Annotated in this window: 18 protein-coding genes; 10 read left to right on the forward strand and 8 right to left on the reverse strand. The window is 71.7% G+C overall.

Going from position 1 to position 19,027, the window contains the following annotated elements; genetic code table 11:
- Nucleotides 1-147 precede the first annotated feature (147 nt).
- The 4 genes from ACFY6U_RS17385 to ACFY6U_RS17400 all read left to right on the forward strand — a co-directional run bounded on the left by ACFY6U_RS17385 (nucleotide 148) and on the right by ACFY6U_RS17400 (nucleotide 4,544).
- Nucleotides 148-1,623, forward strand: a complete 1,476-nt coding sequence (locus ACFY6U_RS17385) for an aldehyde dehydrogenase family protein (protein WP_390039009.1) — start codon at nucleotides 148-150, stop codon at nucleotides 1,621-1,623.
- Entirely contained in the window at nucleotides 1,620-2,834 is a 1,215-nt protein-coding gene (locus tag ACFY6U_RS17390; RefSeq protein WP_390039011.1) for a CaiB/BaiF CoA transferase family protein, read from the forward strand. The genes ACFY6U_RS17385 and ACFY6U_RS17390 overlap by 4 nt, the downstream gene beginning before the upstream one ends.
- 118 nt (nucleotides 2,835-2,952) lie before the next feature.
- The gene (locus ACFY6U_RS17395) at nucleotides 2,953-3,789 is read left to right on the forward strand and encodes a TauD/TfdA dioxygenase family protein (protein WP_390039013.1); all 837 of its coding nucleotides are present in this window, start codon (nucleotides 2,953-2,955) and stop codon (nucleotides 3,787-3,789) included.
- Nucleotides 3,786-4,544 carry an SDR family NAD(P)-dependent oxidoreductase gene (locus tag ACFY6U_RS17400; RefSeq protein ID WP_390039015.1) on the forward strand — a complete coding sequence of 253 codons (759 nt, stop codon included), beginning with the start codon at nucleotides 3,786-3,788 and terminating at the stop codon, nucleotides 4,542-4,544. The genes ACFY6U_RS17395 and ACFY6U_RS17400 overlap by 4 nt, the downstream gene beginning before the upstream one ends.
- A gap of 217 nt (nucleotides 4,545-4,761) precedes the next feature.
- On the opposite strand, the gene ACFY6U_RS17405 is transcribed toward ACFY6U_RS17400, so the two are convergent.
- Nucleotides 4,762-5,481 (reverse strand): enoyl-CoA hydratase/isomerase family protein, encoded by a 720-nt coding sequence (locus ACFY6U_RS17405; RefSeq protein ID WP_390039017.1) that lies wholly within the window; start codon nucleotides 5,479-5,481, stop codon nucleotides 4,762-4,764.
- A gap of 115 nt (nucleotides 5,482-5,596) precedes the next feature.
- Between ACFY6U_RS17405 and ACFY6U_RS17410 the strand changes: the two genes are divergently transcribed.
- From ACFY6U_RS17410 to ACFY6U_RS17425, 4 genes are read left to right on the forward strand one after another with little or no spacing between them, the layout of a single operon-like run.
- Nucleotides 5,597-7,159 (forward strand): AMP-binding protein, encoded by a 1,563-nt coding sequence (locus tag ACFY6U_RS17410; protein WP_390039019.1) that lies wholly within the window; start codon nucleotides 5,597-5,599, stop codon nucleotides 7,157-7,159.
- Nucleotides 7,160-7,197: 38 nt separating this feature from the next.
- Nucleotides 7,198-8,376 (forward strand): amidohydrolase family protein, encoded by a 1,179-nt coding sequence (locus ACFY6U_RS17415; RefSeq protein ID WP_390039021.1) that lies wholly within the window; start codon nucleotides 7,198-7,200, stop codon nucleotides 8,374-8,376.
- A 1-nt stretch (nucleotide 8,377) separates the two neighbouring features.
- On the forward strand, nucleotides 8,378-9,823 hold the full coding sequence (locus tag ACFY6U_RS17420) for a FadD3 family acyl-CoA ligase (protein ID WP_390039023.1): 1,446 nt from the start codon (nucleotides 8,378-8,380) through the stop codon (nucleotides 9,821-9,823).
- Between the two features lie 50 nt (nucleotides 9,824-9,873).
- Nucleotides 9,874-10,140 carry a hypothetical protein gene (locus ACFY6U_RS17425; protein ID WP_390039024.1) on the forward strand — a complete coding sequence of 89 codons (267 nt, stop codon included), beginning with the start codon at nucleotides 9,874-9,876 and terminating at the stop codon, nucleotides 10,138-10,140.
- A gap of 57 nt (nucleotides 10,141-10,197) precedes the next feature.
- On the opposite strand, the gene ACFY6U_RS17430 is transcribed toward ACFY6U_RS17425, so the two are convergent.
- Entirely contained in the window at nucleotides 10,198-10,866 is a 669-nt protein-coding gene (locus ACFY6U_RS17430; protein WP_390039026.1) for a Type 1 glutamine amidotransferase-like domain-containing protein, read from the reverse strand.
- 96 nt (nucleotides 10,867-10,962) lie between these two features.
- Nucleotides 10,963-12,129, reverse strand: a complete 1,167-nt coding sequence (locus tag ACFY6U_RS17435) for an acyl-CoA dehydrogenase family protein (protein ID WP_390039028.1) — start codon at nucleotides 12,127-12,129, stop codon at nucleotides 10,963-10,965.
- Nucleotides 12,130-12,248: 119 nt separating this feature from the next.
- On the opposite strand from ACFY6U_RS17435, the gene ACFY6U_RS17440 reads away from it, so the two are divergent.
- Both ACFY6U_RS17440 and ACFY6U_RS17445 read left to right on the forward strand, forming a co-directional pair.
- A complete protein-coding gene (locus tag ACFY6U_RS17440) occupies nucleotides 12,249-13,739 on the forward strand; it encodes a class I adenylate-forming enzyme family protein (RefSeq protein WP_390039030.1) in 1,491 nt (496 codons plus the stop codon).
- A 5-nt stretch (nucleotides 13,740-13,744) separates the two neighbouring features.
- On the forward strand, nucleotides 13,745-14,509 hold the full coding sequence (locus tag ACFY6U_RS17445) for an SDR family NAD(P)-dependent oxidoreductase (protein ID WP_390039032.1): 765 nt from the start codon (nucleotides 13,745-13,747) through the stop codon (nucleotides 14,507-14,509).
- A gap of 74 nt (nucleotides 14,510-14,583) precedes the next feature.
- Here the strand turns inward: ACFY6U_RS17445 and ACFY6U_RS17450 are convergent, their stop codons facing one another.
- The 5 genes from ACFY6U_RS17450 to ACFY6U_RS17470 all read right to left on the reverse strand — a co-directional run bounded on the left by ACFY6U_RS17450 (nucleotide 14,584) and on the right by ACFY6U_RS17470 (nucleotide 18,957).
- Nucleotides 14,584-15,846 carry an amidohydrolase family protein gene (locus tag ACFY6U_RS17450; protein WP_390039034.1) on the reverse strand — a complete coding sequence of 421 codons (1,263 nt, stop codon included), beginning with the start codon at nucleotides 15,844-15,846 and terminating at the stop codon, nucleotides 14,584-14,586.
- A 37-nt stretch (nucleotides 15,847-15,883) separates the two neighbouring features.
- The gene (locus ACFY6U_RS17455; RefSeq protein ID WP_390039036.1) at nucleotides 15,884-16,213 is read right to left on the reverse strand and encodes a hypothetical protein; all 330 of its coding nucleotides are present in this window, start codon (nucleotides 16,211-16,213) and stop codon (nucleotides 15,884-15,886) included.
- A 17-nt stretch (nucleotides 16,214-16,230) separates the two neighbouring features.
- Nucleotides 16,231-17,517: an aromatic ring-hydroxylating dioxygenase subunit alpha gene (locus ACFY6U_RS17460; RefSeq protein WP_390039038.1), complete on the reverse strand. Its 1,287-nt coding sequence runs from the start codon at nucleotides 17,515-17,517 to the stop codon at nucleotides 16,231-16,233.
- Between the two features lie 196 nt (nucleotides 17,518-17,713).
- Nucleotides 17,714-18,574 (reverse strand): NAD(P)-dependent oxidoreductase, encoded by an 861-nt coding sequence (locus ACFY6U_RS17465; RefSeq protein WP_390039040.1) that lies wholly within the window; start codon nucleotides 18,572-18,574, stop codon nucleotides 17,714-17,716.
- Nucleotides 18,571-18,957: a carboxymuconolactone decarboxylase family protein gene (locus tag ACFY6U_RS17470; protein WP_390039042.1), complete on the reverse strand. Its 387-nt coding sequence runs from the start codon at nucleotides 18,955-18,957 to the stop codon at nucleotides 18,571-18,573. The genes ACFY6U_RS17465 and ACFY6U_RS17470 overlap by 4 nt, the downstream gene beginning before the upstream one ends.
- Between the last annotated feature and the right edge of the window lie 70 nt (nucleotides 18,958-19,027).

A 19,027-nucleotide genomic window follows, 5' to 3' on the forward strand; every position in this document is an offset into this window, starting at 1 on the left:
AGCTGGGGCCGTAACCCCCTTCTGGCGACTTTGTGTCACTGCGCGACAGCACCAAGACCACGTTTCCGACGTCGTGACGCGCGATGCCCGGACAGGTATGGTTCTCAAAATCGAGAACTTGATTTTCAACGCCTGGAAGGGAACGGGATGCCACTCCCGAACAGCGCCCGGACCGGCGTCGGCGCCGCACGCCGGCTGCTCGTCGACGGCCGGCTCGTCGACGCCGAACGGACGTTCACCACGGTCGCCCCCGCCACCGGTGAGGTGCTCGGGCACGCTCCGGACGCCACCGCCGCGCAGGCCGAGGCCGCCGTGACCGCCGCCCGGCGCGCCTTCGACACGACCGGCTGGCCGACGGACCGGGACCTGCGCGTCCGCTGTCTCGACCAGCTGCACCGCGCGCTCACCGAACACCTCGAAGAACTGCGGGAGTTGACGATCGCCGAGGTCGGCGCCCCCCGCATGCTCACGCACGGCCAGCAGCTCGACGAACCGGTGGAGCTGGTCCGCTACTACGCCGACCTGCTGCGCACACATCCGCTGACCGAGGACCTCGGCGAGGTCGAGTACCTGGGCCGGCGCCACCACCGCTGGGTGGAGAAGGAGGCCGGCGGCGTCCTGGCCGCGATCGTGCCGTACAACTACCCGGTCCAGCTCGCCCTGGCGAAGCTGGCCCCGGCGCTCGCCGCGGGCTGCACGGTCGTCCTCAAGGGCGCCCCGGACACCCCGCTGATCACCCTGGCCCTGGGCGAACTCGTCGCGGAGCACACCGGCATACCCGCGGGCGTGGTCAACGTACTGACCTCCTCGGACGCTTCGGCCGGCGAACTGCTCACCACGCATCCGGACGTCGACATGGTCAGCTTCACGGGGTCCACCGCCACCGGCCGCCGCATCATGGCCGCCGCGAGCGGCACGGTGAAGAAGGTGTTCCTCGAACTCGGCGGCAAGTCCGCCCTGGTCGTCCTGGACGACGCCGACTTCGCCGCCGCCGCGCGGTACGCGGCGTACCTGGTCTGCCTGCACGCGGGCCAGAGCTGCGCGATCACCTCACGGATGCTGGTGCCGCGCCGGCACCACGACGCCATCGTCGAACTGGTCGCGGCGAGCCTGGAACGGGTGCGGTACGGCGATCCCGCCCATCCCAGGACGTACATGGGCCCGCTGATCAGCGAGCGGCAGCGGGACAAGGTCGACGGCATGGTCCGGCGGGCGGTGGCGGCGGGCGCCACGCTGGTGACCGGGGGCGAGCGTGTGGACCCCGGGTTCTTCTACACGCCGACGCTGCTCGCCGGGGTCGGGCCGGGCAGCGAGATCGCCCAGGAGGAGGTCTTCGGACCGGTCCTCGCGGTCATCCCGTACGACGGCGACGAGGATGCCGTGCGCATCGCCAACGACTCGGTCTACGGCCTGTCCGGGGCGGTGCACGGCGCCGACCGGGAGCGGGCCCTCGCGGTGGCGCGGCGGATCCGCAGCGGCACGTTCAGCGTCAACGGCGGCAACTACTTCTTCGCCGACACCCCCTTCGGGGGCTGCAAGCAGTCGGGCATCGGCAGGGAAAAGGGCGTCGACGGTCTGGAGGAGTTCATGGAGCGCAAGACCTTCGGGGAAGTGGTCGGATGAGCGGCGACGGCCCGCTGGCCGGAATACGGGTCCTGGAAGTGGCGATGTACGGGTTCGTCCCGTCCGCCGGCGCGGTGCTCGCCGACTGGGGCGCGGACGTCGTCAAGGTCGAGCACGCCGTCGACGGCGATCCGCAGCGCGGGCTGCGGCAGACCGGCACGTTCAAGGTGGAGGGCGACCCCAACCCCAACGTGGAGCACGCCAACCGGGGCAAGCGCAGCATCGGCCTGGACATGGCGCGGCCCGAGGGCAGGGAGGTGCTGTACGAACTGGTCCGGCGCGCGGACGTGTTCCTGACCAGCTTCCTGCCCTCGGCGCGGCGGAGGTTCGGCATCGACGTGGACGACATCCGCGCGGTGAACCCGAGGATCGTCTACGCCCGCGGCAGCGCGCTCGGCCCGCGGGGCGGCGAGGCGGACCGGGGCGGGTACGACATGACGGCGTTCTGGGCCAGGGCCGGTACGGCGGCCAGCCTCACGCCGCCCGGCACGCCCGGCATGGTCCCGCCGCCCGGACCGGCCTACGGGGACACGATCTCGGGCACGAACCTCGCCGGGGGCATCGCCGCGGCCCTGTTGAAGCGCGAACGCACGGGCGAACCGTCGGTCGTGGACGTCTCCCTGCTGGGCAGCGGTGTGTGGGCCCTGGGGCACGGGATCGCCCTGTCCCTCCATCTCGACCGGCCGATGGTCGCGCCGCCCACCGGGGCGCACGGCTCCCCCACCAACCCGCTCTCCGGGCTGTACCGCACGGCCGACGACCGCTATCTCGCGTTCGTGATGATGCAGCCCGGCAAGTTCTGGGCGGACGTGTGCCGGCACATCGGCCGCCCGGAACTGGCGGACGATCCGCGTTTCGCGACCGGCGAGCAGCTCGCGGCGAACACGGAGGAGGCCGTCAGGATCCTGCGCGAGGTGATCGCCACGGGCACCCTCGCCGAGTGGTCCGAGCGCTTCGCGACGCTGGCCGGGCCGTGGGCGCCCGTGCAGGACTCCCTGCAGGTCGGTCACGACGCGCAGGTCCGGGCGAACGAGTACGTCGTGCGGGCCGGCGAGCTCGAACTGGTCGCGAACCCGGTGCAGTTCGACGTCACGGCCCCGCGGCCGGGTCCCGCGCCGGAGTTCGCGGCACAGACCGAGGAGGTCCTGCTGGAGCTGGGGCTGGACTGGGAGCGGATCCTGGCGCTGAAGGCGGCGGGGGCGGTGACGTAGCCGGCACCGCCCGGGGAGACGGCGCGGCAGGTGTCCCGGCCGAGCCGCCCACTGGCGGAACGAGATTCTCAGCCATCAAGAATGATCTTGCAGGAACCGAGAGAAGGGCTGCACCCGAATGCCCGTCACCGTCACCGAACTCACTCCCGCCACCGGCGTGGAGATCACCGGGCTCTCCGGGAGCCGGCTGGTCGACCGCGGTGTCGCGGAGGAATGCCTGGCCGCGCTGGAGCGGCGCGGAGTGGTGATCTACCGCGAGGCCGACGTCGACGACGCCGATCTGGTCGCGTTCAGCAGGCTGCTCGGCGAGGTCGTACCGCTGCCGATGGGCGGTCACCCGACCCACGGCGAGATCCAGCGGATCACCCGCGACCCGTCGAAGAGCCCGCTGGCCGCCTACCGCGAGTCCACCTTCTTCTGGCACATCGACGGCACGACGGAACAGGTCCCCAACAAGGCGACGCTCCTGACGGCACGCCAGGTGTCGGACGACGGCGACGGCGACACGGAGTTCGCCAACACCTTCGCCGCGTACGAGGCGTTGCCCCGGGCCGAGCGCGAGGAGCTGGTCGGCCTGCGCGTCGTGCACAGCTTCGCCGCCTCGCAACTGCTCGTGACACCGCACCCGTCGCCGCGGGAGCGGGCGGCCTGGGACCGCAACCCGGCTCGCGAGCACCCCCTGGTGTGGACCCGCGGCAGCGGACGCAGGTCATTGCTCATCGGCGCGACGGCGGGCGAGGTGACCGGCCGGCCGGCGGCCGAGGGCCGCGAGCTGCTCGACCGGCTCCTGGACCGGGCGACCCGGCCGGAGTTCACCCTGCGCCACCGCTGGCGCCAGGGCGATCTGGTGATCTGGGACAACACCGGGATGCTGCACCGCGCCCTGCCGTACGGCCCGGCGTCCTCCCGGCTGATGCACCGCACCTCGCTGCTCGGCGAGGAGGCGGTCGCATGAGCGAGCGGCGTACGGCCCTCGTCACGGGCGGCGGTTCGGGCATCGGGCGCGCGATCGCACAGCGGCTGGCCGAGGACGGCTTCGCCACCGCCGTCCTCGATCTGAACGGGGAGACGGCCGAGGAGGTCGCCGAGGAGTCCCGGCGCAAGGGGCACGAGGCGGTCTCCTTCGGGGGCGTCGACGTGTCCGACCGGGGGCAGGTGGACGCGGCCGTGCGGCGGGTGCGCGAGACACTGGGCGGGCCCGTGCTGGTGCTGGTCAACAACGCCGGGATCAGCGAGGTCGGCCCGTTCCTGAAGATCACCGACGAGACCTGGAACCGGATCATGGCCGTGAACCTCAACGGGCCGTTCTATCTCTGCCAGGCGGTCGTGCCCGGCATGCGGGAGGCGGGCTGGGGCCGGATCGTCAACATCTCCTCGTCGAGCACGCACTCGGGGCAGCCGTACATGACGCACTACGTCGCCTCGAAGTCCGGGCTCGTCGGGCTCACCAAGTCCCTGGCTCTGGAGCTCGGTCCGGACGGGATCACGGTGAACACCATTCCGCCCGGTTTCATCGACACGCCGATGCTGCGCGACTCCGAGGAACGCGGTCTGCTCGGCGGGTCGGTGGACCACCACGCGGAGCTCACCCCGGTACGGCGGCCGGGGCGCCCGGAGGACATCGCGGCCGCGTGCTCGTTCCTGGTGTCGGAGGAGGCCGGGTACATCACCGGACAGGTGATCGGGGTCAACGGGGGCCGGAACACCTGAGTCCCGGGGGAAGTCACGCGGGGGGACGCGCGGTGCGCGCCTCCCCCGCGGTCCGGTGTGCGCGTCCCCGGCGACCGGCGATCGGGTGCGCGCGCCCCGCCCTCTTCCGCGCATGTGACGCATCCGGCGCGTCCGGACCGTCGCGCGCGTCCGTCGCCGAGTCGATGATGGCGCCGTGGCGGGACGGACCCCGGGACCGGGCAGGTCACTTCGCAGGTCACTTCCCGCGGCGCAGCGCCCGGTCCGCGGCCTCCCAGTGCGCGTCCGCGGCCCAGAGCCGGGCGAAGGCGTGCACCGCCTCGTCCGCCGAAGTGCCGCCGCCCACCACTCTTTTGATCTCCGCCGCGGGGCGGGCGGCGAGGGAACGCGCCAGCGTACGCCATTCCGTCTCGAAGGAGGCGCGCGGCACCACCCGGTCGACCAGGCCGGCCCGCTCCGCCTCGGCGGCGCCGAGCACGGCCCCCGTGCCCGCGAGCAGCAGTGCTCTGCCGCGGCCGACCAGGGCTGCGAGGCGTTCGGCGCCACCCCAGGCGGGCATGATCGCGAGGGTCACCTGGTTGAAGCCGATCCTGATGTCGTCGGCCGCGACACGGATGTCCGCGGCGACGGCCACCTCGGCCCCGCCGCCCAGGGCATGGCCGTTGAGCGCGGCGACGACGGGGGCGGGAAAGCCGGCGATCCGGTCGCACAGGCCCCGCATCCGCCAGGCCATGGCCGCCGCCTCGTCCTCGGTGCGGATCGCGGCGAGTTCCTTGAGGTCCCCCCCGGAGACGAACGCCCGGTCCCCGGCTCCCCTGATCACCAGGGCCCGCGCGCCCGCCGCCGCGTCGAGCGCCTTCTCCAACTCGTCCATCGTGGCGAGCGAGATGGCGTTGCGGGCGTGCGGGCGGTCGATCGTGAGGACGGCCAGGCCGTCGTCCAGCTCCAGGTCGATCACGCGATTCCCCTCTGGAGATATTGGCATTCTCGTTTTGCGAGAATAGCGTATACGCCACTGATCAGCACAGTCCGATGCCTCGAAGAGCCGCCCGCCGCAGTGGAGGTAGCCGCAGATGCGAAAGATCCCCGTCGAGTTGGTGGAGCGCTATGAAGCCGAGGGCTGGTGGACCCGGGAGACGGTCGGTGACCTGCTGACCCGGGGTCTGGCGGCGGCGCCGGACACCGAGTTCCGGGTCCACTCGGCCGTCCGGCCCTGGGCGGGCACCTTCCGGGAGGTCGAGACGGTCGCGCGCCGGCTCGCGGCCGGGCTGCGGGAGCGGGGGGTGGGGCCCGGCGACACGGTGGTCTTCCAGCTGCCCAACTGGATGGAGGCCGCCGCGGTGTTCTGGGCCTCGGCGTTCCTGGGGGCGACGGTCGTCCCGGTCGTCCACTTCTACGGGCGCAAGGAGGTCGGCTACATCCTCGACGCCGTCCGGCCGCGCGTCTTCGTCACCGCCGAGCGGTTCGGCCAACTGGAGTTCCTGCCGGACCTGTGCGCCGACGTGCCGGTGGTGGGCGTGGTGGGCGAGGCGGGCCGGCGCCGGGCCCACACCGAGCCCTTCGACGACCTGCTCGGCGGCACCCCGCTCGCCGGGACGCTCCCGGCGGACCCCACCGGCACCGCCCTGGTCGCCTTCACCTCCGGCACGACCCGCGACCCGAAGGGCGTCGTGCACAGTCACCAGACCCTCGGCCACGAGACCCGGCAGCTCGCCGCTAGCTACCCGCCCGACCGCGGCAGGCAGCTCACCGCGGCCCCCGTGGGCCACTTCATCGGCATGGTCAACGCGTTCCTGATCCCCGTCCTGGACGGCACCCCCGTGCACCTCACCGACGTCTGGGACCCGGCCGGGGCCCTGCGGCTGATGAGCGGCCACGGGCTCCACATCGGGGGCGGGGCGCCGTACTACGTCACCAGCCTCCTCGACCACCCCGACTTCACCGAGGGCCATCTGCGGTACCTGCGCTACGCGGGGCTCGGCGGCTCGTCCGTGCCGGCGGCGGTCACCACGCGGCTGGCCGGTCTGGGGATCCGGGTCTTCCGGGCGTACGGCAGCACCGAGCATCCCTCGATCACCTCGTCCCGGTACGACGCCCCGGAACCCAAGCGGCTGTTCACGGACGGCACCGCGCTCCCGGGCGTCGAGATCCGGCTGGCCGAGGACGGCGAGATCCTCAGCCGGGGACCGGACCTGTGCCTCGGCTACACCGACCCGGCCCTGACGGCGCGGGCGTTCGACGAGCAGGGCTGGTACCGCACCGGCGACCTCGGCGAGGTGGACGAGGACGGCTACCTCACGATCACCGGCCGCAAGGCCGACGTGATCATCCGGGGCGGCGAGAACATCAGCGCGCCGGAGGTCGAGGAGGTGCTCCTCACGATGCCGGGTGTCGCGGAGGCCGCGGTGGTCGCCGCCCCCGACGCCCGCCTCGGCGAGCACGCGGCCGGGTTCCTGCGCATGCTGCCCGGACACCCGATGCCCCGACCGGCCGAGGTGCGCGCCCACTTCGAGCGGGCCGGCCTGGCCAGGCAGAAGTGGCCCGAGGAGCTGCACGAGGTGGCGGACTTCCCACGGACGGCGAGCGGCAAGGTGCAGAAGTTCCGGCTCCGTCAGGACATTGCCGTACGCAGCTGAAGAGAATAGGATTCTCTCAAATCGCAAAGGAGAGTCTCATGTCTTCGCGTGCGCTGCCGTATCCGCTCTTCGACGCGGACAACCACCTGTACGAGACCGAGGAGGCGCTGACCAAGTTCCTCCCGAAGCAGTACGCGGGTGCGATCGAGTACGTGCAGGTCCGCGGCCGTACCAAGATCGCGATCCTCGGCCAGATCAGCGACTACATCCCGAACCCCACCTTCGAGGTGGTCGCCCGGCCCGGCGCCATGGAGGAGTACTTCCGCGTCGGCAACCCGGACGGCAAGTCCCGCCGGGAGATCTTCGGGGAGCCGATGCGCTCCGTCCCGGCCTTCCGGGAGCCGGCTCCGCGACTGGAGCTGCTCGACGAACTCGGAGTGCAGCGGACGCTGATGTTCCCGACGCTCGCGAGCCTCATCGAGGAGCGGATGCGGCACCACCCGGAGCTCATCCACGCCGTCATCCACTCGCTCAACGAGTGGCTGCACGAAACCTGGTCGTTCAACTACAAGGACCGGATCCTCACCACCCCGGTGATCACCCTGCCGATCGTCGAGAAGGCGATCGCGGAGCTCGACTGGGCCGTGGAGCGCGGCGCGAGGGCGATTCTCGTCCGGCCGGCCCCGGTGCCCGGGTACGGCGGCTCGCGGTCCTTCGCGATGGAGGAGTTCGACCCGTTCTGGAAGCGGGTCGTGGAGACGGGTGTGCTGGTGGCGATGCACTCGTCCGACAGCGGGTACTCCCGCTACGCCAACGACTGGGAGGGCAACAGCGCCGAGATGCTGCCGTTCAAGTCGAACGCCTTCCGCCAGGTGAACGAGTGGCGGCCGATCCAGGACGCGGTGGCCTCCTGGGTGTGCCACGGAGCCCTGTTCCGCTTCCCGGAACTGAAGATCGCACTGATCGAGAACGGCTCTTCCTGGGTGGCCCCCCTGCTCGACCAGCTCGCCGACGTGTACAAGAAGATGCCGGAGCAGTTCCTCGGCGACCCGGTGCAGGCGGTCAAGGACAGCATCCACGTCAGCCCGTTCTACGAGGAGAACCTGAGCGATCTCGTCGACCTCATCGGCGTGGACCGGGTGCTCTTCGGCTCGGACTACCCGCACCCCGAGGGCCTGGCGCAGCCGACCTCGTACGTCGACGCCATCCAGGGACTGAGCCAGGCCGACCAGGCGAAGATCATGGGCGGCAACCTGTCCCGGCTGATCCCGGCCTGACATGACGGCTCGTACCACGTGGGAGACCATCCCCCGGATGGTGCTGAGCGCGGCCGACCGCTTCGGTGACGCCGAGGCAGTCGTCGACGGCCCCCTGCGGCTCACCTTCGCCCAGCTCACCGAGCGGGTCCGGGTGGCGGCGGGCGCCTTCGCGTCGCTGGGGGTCGGCAAGGGCGACCGGGTGGCGATCTGGGCGCCCAACTCCGCCGAGTGGATCGTGGCCGCGTTCGGGCTGCTGACCGCGGGCGGGGTGCTCGTCCCGGTCAACACCCGGTTCAAGGCGGACGAGGCGCACGACATCGTCGTACGCAGCGGCGCCAAGGCCGTACTGGTACAACAGGGCTTCCTGGGCCTGGAGTTCACCGGGCCGCCCGGCGTCGCGGTGATCGACCTCAAGTCCGGCTTCCTGGAGAGCGGTTCGCCGTTCGAGCGGGAGGTGCGCGGCGACGACGTGGCCGACATCGTCTTCACCTCGGGGACCACCGGCCGGCCCAAGGGCGTGATGATGACGCACGCCCAGACGCTCCGCCTGTACGCCGAGTGGTGCGACCTGGCCGATCTGCGCGAGGGCGACCGCTATCTGATCGTCAACCCGTTCTTCCACATCTTCGGCTACAAGGCGGGCTGCATCGCCTCCCTGATCCGCGGGGCCACGATCCTGCCGGTGCCGGTCTTCGAGGTGGAGCGGGTGCTCGACCTGGTCGAGCGCGAGCGGGTGACCATGCTTCCGGGGCCGCCGACCCTCTACCACTCCCTTCTGGAAGCCCGGCAGAAGGGCGGGCGGGACCTGTCCTCGCTGCGGTGCGCGGTCACCGGCGCGGCCGACATCCCGGTGGAGCTGATCCGCCGGATGCGCGACGAACTCCCCTTCCGGTCGATCATGACCGGCTACGGCCTCTCCGAGGCCGGCACGGTGACGGCCTCCCGCCCCGGCGACTCCTTCGAGGACATCGCCACCACCGTGGGCACCCCCTGCGACGGCGTGGAGATCCGGATCGCCGGCGACGGGGAGGTGCTGGTGCGCGGCTACAGCGTGATGCGCGGCTACCTCGACGACCCGCGGGCGACCGCCGAGGCCGTCGACGGGGACGGCTGGCTGCACACCGGCGACCTCGGCACCCTGGACGAGCGCGGGCACCTGAGGATCGTGGGCCGCAAGAAGGACATGTTCCTGGTCGGCGGCTTCAACGCCTACCCGGCCGAGATCGAGGGTTTCCTGCTCGGGCATCCCGCGGTGGCGCAGGTCGCGGTGATCGGTGTGCCGGATCCTCGGATGGGGCAGGTGGGCAAGGCGTTCGTGGTGCGGCACGGGCCGGTGACCGAGGCGGAGCTGATCGCCTGGAGCCGTGAGCGCATGGCCGGGTTCAAGGTTCCGCGGTCCGTGGAGTTCCGGGAGGAGTTGCCGACGAACGCCACGGGCAAAGTGATGAAGGACCAACTGCGATGACCGCGGACGGGAACCGGGCCCCGGTTCCTCCTGGAGAACGGAGATCTCACGTGACCACCTACCCCGTTGCCGCACCGACGGCGGAGATGTCACTGTCCCGGATCGAGCGGCTCGACGACGAGATCATCGCGCTCCTGGCCCGCCGTCGCGCGATGGCCCAGGAGCTTCCGCCGCCCGCCCGCGCCCGCGCCGCCGACCCGGCCTTCGCGGAGACCGTCCGGGGGATCACGGACCGCTACCGCCAGGAACTCGGCGGCGCCGGCGAACTCGTCGCCCGTGCGGTCATGGTGCTGTGCGACCCCAGCCGCGAGGACTGAAGAAAGGTTCCTGGAGCCTCAGGAACCCCTGTCCGGGGCTCCCCGCCGCGCGTCGGGTCACGGGTGGAACCGCCACCGGCCTTCCGTGACGACATCCACCTTGCCGTCCCGTACCCGGACGGCCGTGTCGTCGTCGATGAAGTAGACCGGGAAGTCCGCCCGCGCGGCGATGCGGTCGGCCCAGGCGTCGTCCCGCTCGGGGAAGTTCGGCGAGTACAGGTGGGGCTTGAGATACCAGTCGAAGAGGCCGAACGGCGGCTCCACGGTCGTCGCGCCGAGCACGTGGAGGTCCGCGGTGTCCCCGATGACGTCGGCGGAGTGTCCGGTGAGATTGCGGCTGAAGATCATTGATCCGGCGCTGACCCCCACGTAGACCCGGTTCTCCAGCGCCTCCAGGAAGCCGTCGGCCAGGCCGTTGCCGGTGATGCTGCGCGCGAGGTGGTAGTGGCTGCCGCCCTCGACGTGGACGACGTCGGCGTGCAGCAGCCGGTCGAGCACCAGCTGCCGGGGCAGGCCGTTCAGCTCCAGGACGTCGAACTCCCGCCAGCCCAGGCCGTACAGCCGGTTCAGGTCCTCGACGAACCACCCGTGGTCCCCGGGCTCGGCGACCGATGCCGTGGGAACGTACACGACGTTCGCCGATCCGAACGGCTTTCCCAGCATGTCCCGCAGCGCATCCCTCAGTGTGTCGTTGCGCAGGCCACTCGCCGTCAGCAGAAGGTTCATCGGGCGAGCCAAGCACGGCCGACGGGCACGCGCAACGAACCGGGGATCCGGCCGTGCCGTGACGGCGGGTGACGTCACGTACCGCGCGGGCGCTGCTCAGTACGACCGGGGCAGTCCCAGTACGTGCTGGGACACGTAGTTCAGCACCATCTCCTGGCTGATCGGGGCGAGCCGCAGCAGCCGCGACTCGCGGAAGTACCGTTCCACGTGGTACTCGCGGGCGTACCCCATGCCGCCCAGTGTCTGCACGGCGCGGTCGGCGGCCTGGAAGCCGGCGTCGGCGCACAGGAACTTGGCCATGTTGGCCTCGCGGCCGCACTCCAGCCCCCGGTCGTAGCGCCAGGCCGCGTTGCGGGCCATCAGGCGGGCGGCGTCGAGGCGGGTGAGGGCCTCGGCGAGCGGGAAGGCGATGCCCTGGTTCTGGCCGATGGGGCGGCCGAAGACGACCCGGTCGCGGGCGTAGCGGGTGGCCGCGTCCAGGGCGGCCCGGCCCAGGCCCAGGGCTTCGTGGGCGAGCAGGATGCGCTCCGGGTTGAGGCCGTCCAGGAGGTAGCGGAAGCCCTCCCCCTCCTCGCCTATGCGGGCGCTCGCCGGCACGCGCAGGCCGTCGATGAAGATCTCGTTGGAGGCGACGGCGTTGCGGCCCATCTTGGGGATCGGACGGATGTCCATCGCCGTGCGGTCGACGTCGACCAGGAACACCGAGATGCCCTTGGTGGGCTTGTCGACCCGGTCGCGCGGGGTGGTGCGGGCGAGCAGGACCATCTTCTGGGAGTCGCCCGCCTTGGTGATCCAGATCTTGCGGCCGTCGATCACGTAGTGGTCGCCGTCGCGGCGGGCGAAGGTGGAGATGCTGGTGGTGTCGGTGCCGGCGTCGGGCTCGGTGACGCCGAAGCAGACGTGCAGGTCGCCGGCGGCGGCCTGTGGGAGCACCTCGCGGCGCAGCTGCTCGCTGCCGTGCCGGGCCAGGACGTTGAGGCCGAAGATGGTCAGGTGCATGGTGCTGCAGCCGTTCATGCCGGCACCGGAGGCGGCCACCTCCTCCAGCAGGAGGGAGGCCTCCAGGACGCCCAGTCCGCCGCCGCCGTACTCCTCGGGGACGGCGATCCCGAGCCAGCCGGCCTCGGCGAAGGCGTCGTAGAAGCTCCAGGGGAACTCGGCCCGCTCGTCCTGCGCGGCCCAGTACCCGGGCCCGAAGGAGGCGGCCAGCTCGCGGACGGCGGCGCGGATGTCCTCCTGCTGCTCGGTCAGCTCGAAATCCACATGGCCCCCCTGGGACACGGCCTTGGACGGAAGACAACCCGGAACCCACCTCTGGAGAATGAGGTTTCCATATCAGTAGAATATCGTTCGCAGCGGGGGAGCGGAAGAAAGGGCGTGCCTTGAACATCGCGATGCTGCTCGACATGGCTGTGGCGGGTGATCCGGACCGGGTGGCGATCGGGCCGCGCGGATCCGGGACGACCACGGCGCAGCTCCGCCGTACCGCCGCCGGGGTCGCGACCGTCGTCCACCGGTCCGGGGCACGGGAGCTGGTGTTCGCCGGGGTCAACGGTCCGGCGTTTCCTGCGCTGTTGTTCGGCGCGGCGCTGGCGGGGGTGCCGCTGGTTCCCGTCAACTACCGGCTCTCGGCGGATGCGCTGACCGGTCTGCTGACCCACACCGAGCGTCCGCTGGTGGTCGCGGACGAGGCCGTCGCGGGGGTGTTCGCCGGGGCCGGGCCGCGGGTGCACACCCCCGGGGACCTGCTGGCCGAGGCGCTCGCGGCCGAGCCGGCCGAGGGTCTGGAGGGCGCCGCGGACGACCCGGCCGTACTGCTGTTCACCAGCGGCACCACGGCCGCGCCCAAGGCCGCCGTCCTGCGTCACCGGCACCTGACCGGCTATGTCCTCGGGACCGTGGAGTTCGCCGCAGCCGCTCCGGGCGACACCGTCCTGGCCGCGGTCCCGCCCTACCACGTCGCGGGTGTCGGCTCCGTGCTCAGCAACCTCTACGCCGGCCGCCGGATGGTGCACCTCGGCGCCTTCGAACCGGGCGCCTGGCTGGAGCTGGTCCGCTCCGAGGGCGTCACCTCCGCCATGGTCGTACCGACCATGCTGGCCCGCGTCGTGGAGCACCTGGACGGCCGCCCGGCCGGGGTGCCGACGCTGCGCTCGCTGGCGTACGGCGGTGCGCGCATGCCCCACCCCGTCCTGGAGGCGGCCCTGCGGGCCTTCCCGGACACCGGGTTCACCAACGCGTACGGCCTCACCGAGACCAGCTCGACCATCGCGCTGCTGGGCCCCGACGACCACCGCGCCGCGCTGGCCTCCGACGATCCCGCCGTCCGTGACCGGCTGCGCTCGGCCGGGCGCATGGTGCCGGGCGTCGAGGCGCAGATCCGGGACGAGAGCGGGGCCGTGGCGGCGGCCGGGGTACCGGGGCAGCTGTGGGTGCGCGGTCCCCAGGTGTCCGGCGAGTACAAGGGGGCCGCCGCGCCGCTGGACGCGGACGGCTGGTTCCCCACCCGCGACCTGGCCCGCTTCGACGCCGACGGCTACCTGTTCGTCGAGGGCCGCGCCGACGACACCATCATCCGCGGCGGCGAGAACATCGCTCCCGCCGAGGTGGAGGACGTTCTCCTGCGGCATCCGGCCGTGCGTGAGGCGGCCGTGGTGGGCGTGCCGGACGAGGAGTGGGGCGAGCGGATCGCCGCGTTCGTGGTCGTCCACGACGGGGCGGCCGTCGACGCCGAGACGCTGCGCGACTGGGTGCGGGGGCGTCTGCGGGGTTCCAGGACACCGGACGTGGTCGTGTTCCGCGCGGAACTGCCGTACACGCCCACCGGAAAGCTGCTGAGGCGCGAGCTGCTGACGACGATACGGAAAGGCTGACGCGGGTGACGACCTTCGCTGAGCTTCATGATCTGACGGGCAAGGTGGCCGTGGTCACCGGTGGTTCACGCGGTATCGGGCGGGCCATCGTGCAGACGCTGGCGGAGGCCGGCGCCGATGTCGTCGTCGCCTCCCGCAAGGGCGAGGCGTGCCGGGCGGTGGCCGGACAGGTGCGGGCGTCGACCGGGCGGCGGGCCGTCGGGATCGCCTGCCACGTCGGCCGCTGGGGCGACTGCGAGCGGCTCGTCGCCGAGACGCTGGAGCGGCTGGGCGGGCTGGACGTGCTCGTCAACAACGCCGGGATGTCCCCCGTGTACGAGAGTCTCGACGCGGTCGGCGAGGAGCTCTACGACAAGACCCTCGCGGTGAATCTGAAGGGGCCGTTCCGGCTGGCGGTCCTCGCGGCGAAGCACATGGCCGACCACGGCGGCGGCTCGATCGTGAACATCGGTACGGCCGGGTCGCTGATGGCGAGCGTCCACGAACTGCCGTACGCCTGCGCCAAGGCCGGACTCAACGCCCTCACGGTGGGGCTCGCGGAGGCGTACGCGCCGAAGGTGCGGGTGAACGCCATCCTCCCCGGGCCGGTGCTCACCGACGCCCACCAGGCCTGGGCGGCCGCGGACTTCGACCCGTCCTTCGTGCCGTTGGGCCGGCTCGGCCTGCCGGACGACGTGGCGCCGCTGGCGCTGCACTTCGCCAGTGCCGCGTCCAGCTTCACGACCGGCGCGATCGTCCGGGTCGACGGGGGCATCACACGGAAGGTGTGAACCCGCACGGCAGGGGGGGGGGGGGGGGCTCCGGCCGGAGCCACCGCCCTCCCGTCCCCCTCCCCCCGATCCGCTCAGGACCGGGCGGTCTCCTCGTGCCGGAAGACCTGGCCGCCCTTCATCACGAACCGCACGTCCTCGGTGACCCCGATGTCCGCCAGCGGGTCGCCGGGGACGGCGATGACGTCGGCCAGGAGGCCGGGTTCGAGGCGGCCCCGGTCCTCGGCGTCGATCAGCGCGGCGGCGGTGGTCGTCGCCGCCCGGAGCGCCGCGAGCGGGGTCATGCCCCGGTCGACGAGGGCGAGGAGCTCACGGGCGTTGCGGCCGTGCGGGATGGCCGGGGCATCGGTGCCGCAGGCCACCCGGACACCGCGCTCGATCGCGCGTCTGGTCGTCGCCTTGGCGCGCGGGAACACGTCGGCGGCCTTGGCCTGGAGTTCGGGCGCGGCCTTGGAGACGTCCATGCCGTCGGCGATGTAGGTGGTGGCGACCAGGAAGGTGCCGCGCTCCACCATCAGGTCGAGGGTCTCGTCGCCGGCCAGGAAGCCGTGCTCGATGCAGTCGATGCCCGCGTCCAGCGCGGCCCGGACGGCCCGGTCGCCCATGCAGTGCGCGGCGACCTTGAGCCCGGCCCGGTGGGCCTCGTCGGCGATGGCGTGCAGCTCCTCGTCGGAGTACTGCTGGGCACCGGCCGGGCCGGTGTGCGACATGACACCGTTGGAGGCGCACACCTTGATGACCCGGGCGCCGTGCTTGATCTGGTAGCGGACCGCCTTGCGCACCTCGGCCACCCCGTTGGCGACCCCCTCCTCGACCGTCAGCGGCATGATGTGCGGCGCGAGCGCCTGGAACATGGTCGGGTCGAGGTGCCCGCCGGTCGGCGTGACGGCGTGGCCGGCCGGGACGACCCGCGGCCCCTCGATCCAGCCGAGGTCGATCGCCTTCTTCAGCGCCACGTCCAGCAGCAGGCCGCCGGTCTGCACGAACAGACCGAGGTTGCGTACGGTCGTGAAGCCGGCCCGCAGCGTGCGGCGGGCGTTGGCGACGGCCCGCAGGGTGCGCACGGCGGGGTCGTCCTGCACGGGGTTGAGGGGACTGCGGTGGTCGGGCCCGCCGAGGAGCAGGTTGACCTCCATGTCCATCAGGCCGGGCAGGAGGGTGACGTCGCCGAGGTCGAGCTCGACGGTGTCGGGCGGAACGGCGGCCGGTGCGACGGCCGTGATGTGCTCGCCCTCGATCAGCAGGTCGCCCGCCTCGACCAGTTCGCCCTTGTCGATGTCCAGCATGCGGGCGGCCCGCAGCCGCACCGGCGGCTGCGGGGTGCGCGGACGCGGCATCAGGCACCTCCCGGGACGCGGCTGACTCGCATGCCGTTCACACCGCCGGTTCCACGACGGAGTCGATGCTCGCCGCGCCCGTGTCCGGCACCTTGGGCTGTCGCCAGGCCTCCACCGAGAACGCGACGGTCACCAGCGCGCAGAACAGCCACAGCAGGTGCTTGTCCTCCTCGGAGATGTCCGCCATGGTGACCCGCTGCAGGTAGTCCGTGCCGGAGGCGAGCAGCGGGAACGCGGCGCTGTAGAAGGCGTCGAGCTCGTCCATGGTGCTGGCGATGCGCTTGGCGTACCGGGCCTTCTCGGTGGGGACCGCCCAGTCGGCGAAGGGTTCCAGCGCGGCGAACTCGGCGGGGAAAACGGTGGCCATGGTTCGGTCTCCTAGGGTCAGCTCGCGGTGGGAGCGCCGGAGGTGCGCTGCTGGTACTCACGGACGTACTGCCGGGCGGAACCGTGCAGATGACGCAGGAGAACCTCCTGGTCGTTGAGCGGGAACTCCCCTACCGTGCGTGACTCCAGCATGGTCTGCGTGGCCTCCAGCGTGTTGCCGTCCTGCAGGCCGTACTCCTTGAAGGAGACGACGGCCAGCTCCTGCTGAAGCCGCTGGAAGGCGTTCTCCGGCGGCACGAAGTAGCAGGTCGCCTCGAAGATGTGGGTGTTGTACGCGGTCGGCCAGTAGTGGTACGTCAGGACCCAGTTCGGCCGCCAGATCAGCAGCATGAAGTTGGGGAAGAACAGGAACGAGTCCATGCCCCAGCGCGGGTCCCGGGTGGGGTTGACGGCGGGCGGCAGCTCCTCGGTCGTGAGACCGATGTCGGGTGCCTCCCACGGTCCGAACAGGCCGCTGCGCAGGGCGCCTTCGATGGGCTTGACCATCTTGCGGTCGTGCGGCGGGGCGATGCCGCCCCAGGAGGAGACCATGCTGTGCGGGCCGTCGACGTCGTAGTGCAGCGCCTCGTAGCCGTACTTCTGGATCTTGCGGGCCTCGTCGGAGACGTACTGGCCGGCGTGCAGGATCGGCGCGTGGTAGAACTCGGCGAACGCGTCGATGAACAGCTTCCAGTTGGCGCCGATCTCGGCGCGGTACGTGTGTGCCTGGGTCATCTTGTGGAACGGGTAGCCCTCGATGCCCTTGGCGAACTCACCCAGGTACTCCCGTAGCGGAGTGCTGTTCTCGGGGTCGAGGTTGACGAAGACGAACCCCTCCCAGATGTCGGTCTGCACGTCCTTGAGGCCGTACTGCGACTTGTCCAGGTCGAAGAACTCCTGCTCCTGCTGGACGAAGGCCAGCTTGCCCTCGAGGTCGTAGCGCCAGGCGTGGTACTTGCAGGTGAACTGGCGGCAGACCCCGCTGGTCTCCTCGCGCGGGAAGTCGTTCCACACGAGCTTGTTGCCGCGGTGCCGGCAGATGTTGTGGAAGGCACGCACCTCGTCGTCCATGCCGCGCACCACGACGACCGAGGTGCCCGCCGCGTCCAGTTCCTTGGTGAAGTAGCTGCCGCGCTTGGGGAGTTTCTCGACTCGGCCGACGTTCAGCCAGGTGCGCTTGAAGATGGCGTCCCGCTCCAGCTCGTAGTGGGCCGGCGTGATCGAGTCCTCGTACGACACCGGCTCCGTGCCGATCTTCAGGTGTGCGGTCCAGCTGCCCGCCTCGGGCTTCTTGAAGTGCGCCATGGGGTCTGGTCCTCCAGTCGCTTGTTCGGAGGAGGCCTACGATAATCTCAGTCTCCCCTAACGAGAATGCTATTCTCACCCGAGATCGGCCGTCAAGTCAGCCGCCTGTCAGGAAAGGCGCGGGAGGTCGCGGCGGACTCGGCGGCCGGTCGCCCGGGATCGGCCCACGAGCCCGCGGGGCTCGTGGGCGGGCTCGTCAGGATCCGTCCACGAAGGGGAAGATCCGGGTGAAGTCGGCCCCGGGCTCGGCCTGGGCGAACCGCTCCCACACGTTCCCGGTCGCCTCGCCGATCGCGGTCGCGCCGCCCTGCTCCGCCACGGCACGCAGGTACAGCCGTACGTCCTTGTCCATCAGGGAGTTGGTGAAGCCTGCGGCATAGCGGCCGGTGAGGACCTGGGCCGGGAACTTGTCCCGGCTCGCCGCACTCTGGCCGCTGGACTCGTTCAGGACGTCGAGCATGGTGGCCATGTCGAGTCCGGCCGCGAGCCCGAAGGCGACGGCCTCGCTGGTGGCGGCGAGCGCGGTCGCGGCCAGGAAGTTGTTGGCGAGCTTGAGGGCCTGGGCCGGGCCGGGCCGGTCGCCGACCCGGCGGCGACGGTCGCTGAGCCCGGCCAGTACGCCCTCGGCGCGCGAACAGGCCTCGTCCTCCCCGGCGTACATGACGGTGAGGGTGCGGGCGCGGGCTCCGGCGACCCCGCCGGAGACGGGGGCGTCGACGTAGCCGATGCCACCCCCGGCCAGCAGTGCGGCGACGGCCCGGGCGGCGGCCGGACCGACGGTGGAGGTGTCGACGACGCACCGGACGCGCCGTTCGGGCGCAGCCAGGATCTCCCGGGCCACCTGCTCGCAGGCCCGGCCGTCGGGAAGGCTGAGCACCAGCACGTCGGTACGGCCGGCCACTTCGGCGACCGCGGGAACGTGCACGGCCCCCTCGGGCGACCGCCGCGGACCGAGCGCGTCGTGCGTCACGACCGCGCGCCCGGCCGCCACGAGGTTCCCGGCGAGAACGCTGCCCATGTTGCCGAGCCCGACGAACCCGACGCTCCCGCCGGTCACTCCCCCGCCTCCCGCTCCGTGCGCACGCCGTTGACGACCCGCCGGGCGGCACTGCCGGCGGGGGCTCCGCAGTAGGCCGCGATCCGGAAGAGCAGTTCGTCGACCTCGGCGTCGGTGACTCCGGTGCGCGACGTGGCGCCGGTACGGAGGCGGAACTCCTCCATACGGCCGAGGGCCGCCGTCACGGCCAGGACCAGGAGGCCGCGGTCCCGGGTGCCGAGGGCACCGCCGCGGGCCCAGACACCCCAGGCCGCCGCGGTGAGGTAGTCCTGGAACTCGACGGCGACGGGAGCGGGACCGGCGGTCGTCGCGCCGGCACAGGCGTCGCCGAGGACCTTCCGGCGGATGCCGCGCGCGGCGCGCAGTTCGTCTGTCTCTTCCATGAATCTCCCCGACAGAGGGCGAGAATGCCACTCTCCTAAACATCATTCAGCATTCCAGCAAGTTGAGAAT

Source organism: Streptomyces sp. NPDC013157 (genome assembly GCF_042899865.1).
Classification (GTDB): Bacteria; Actinomycetota; Actinomycetes; order Streptomycetales; family Streptomycetaceae; genus Streptomyces.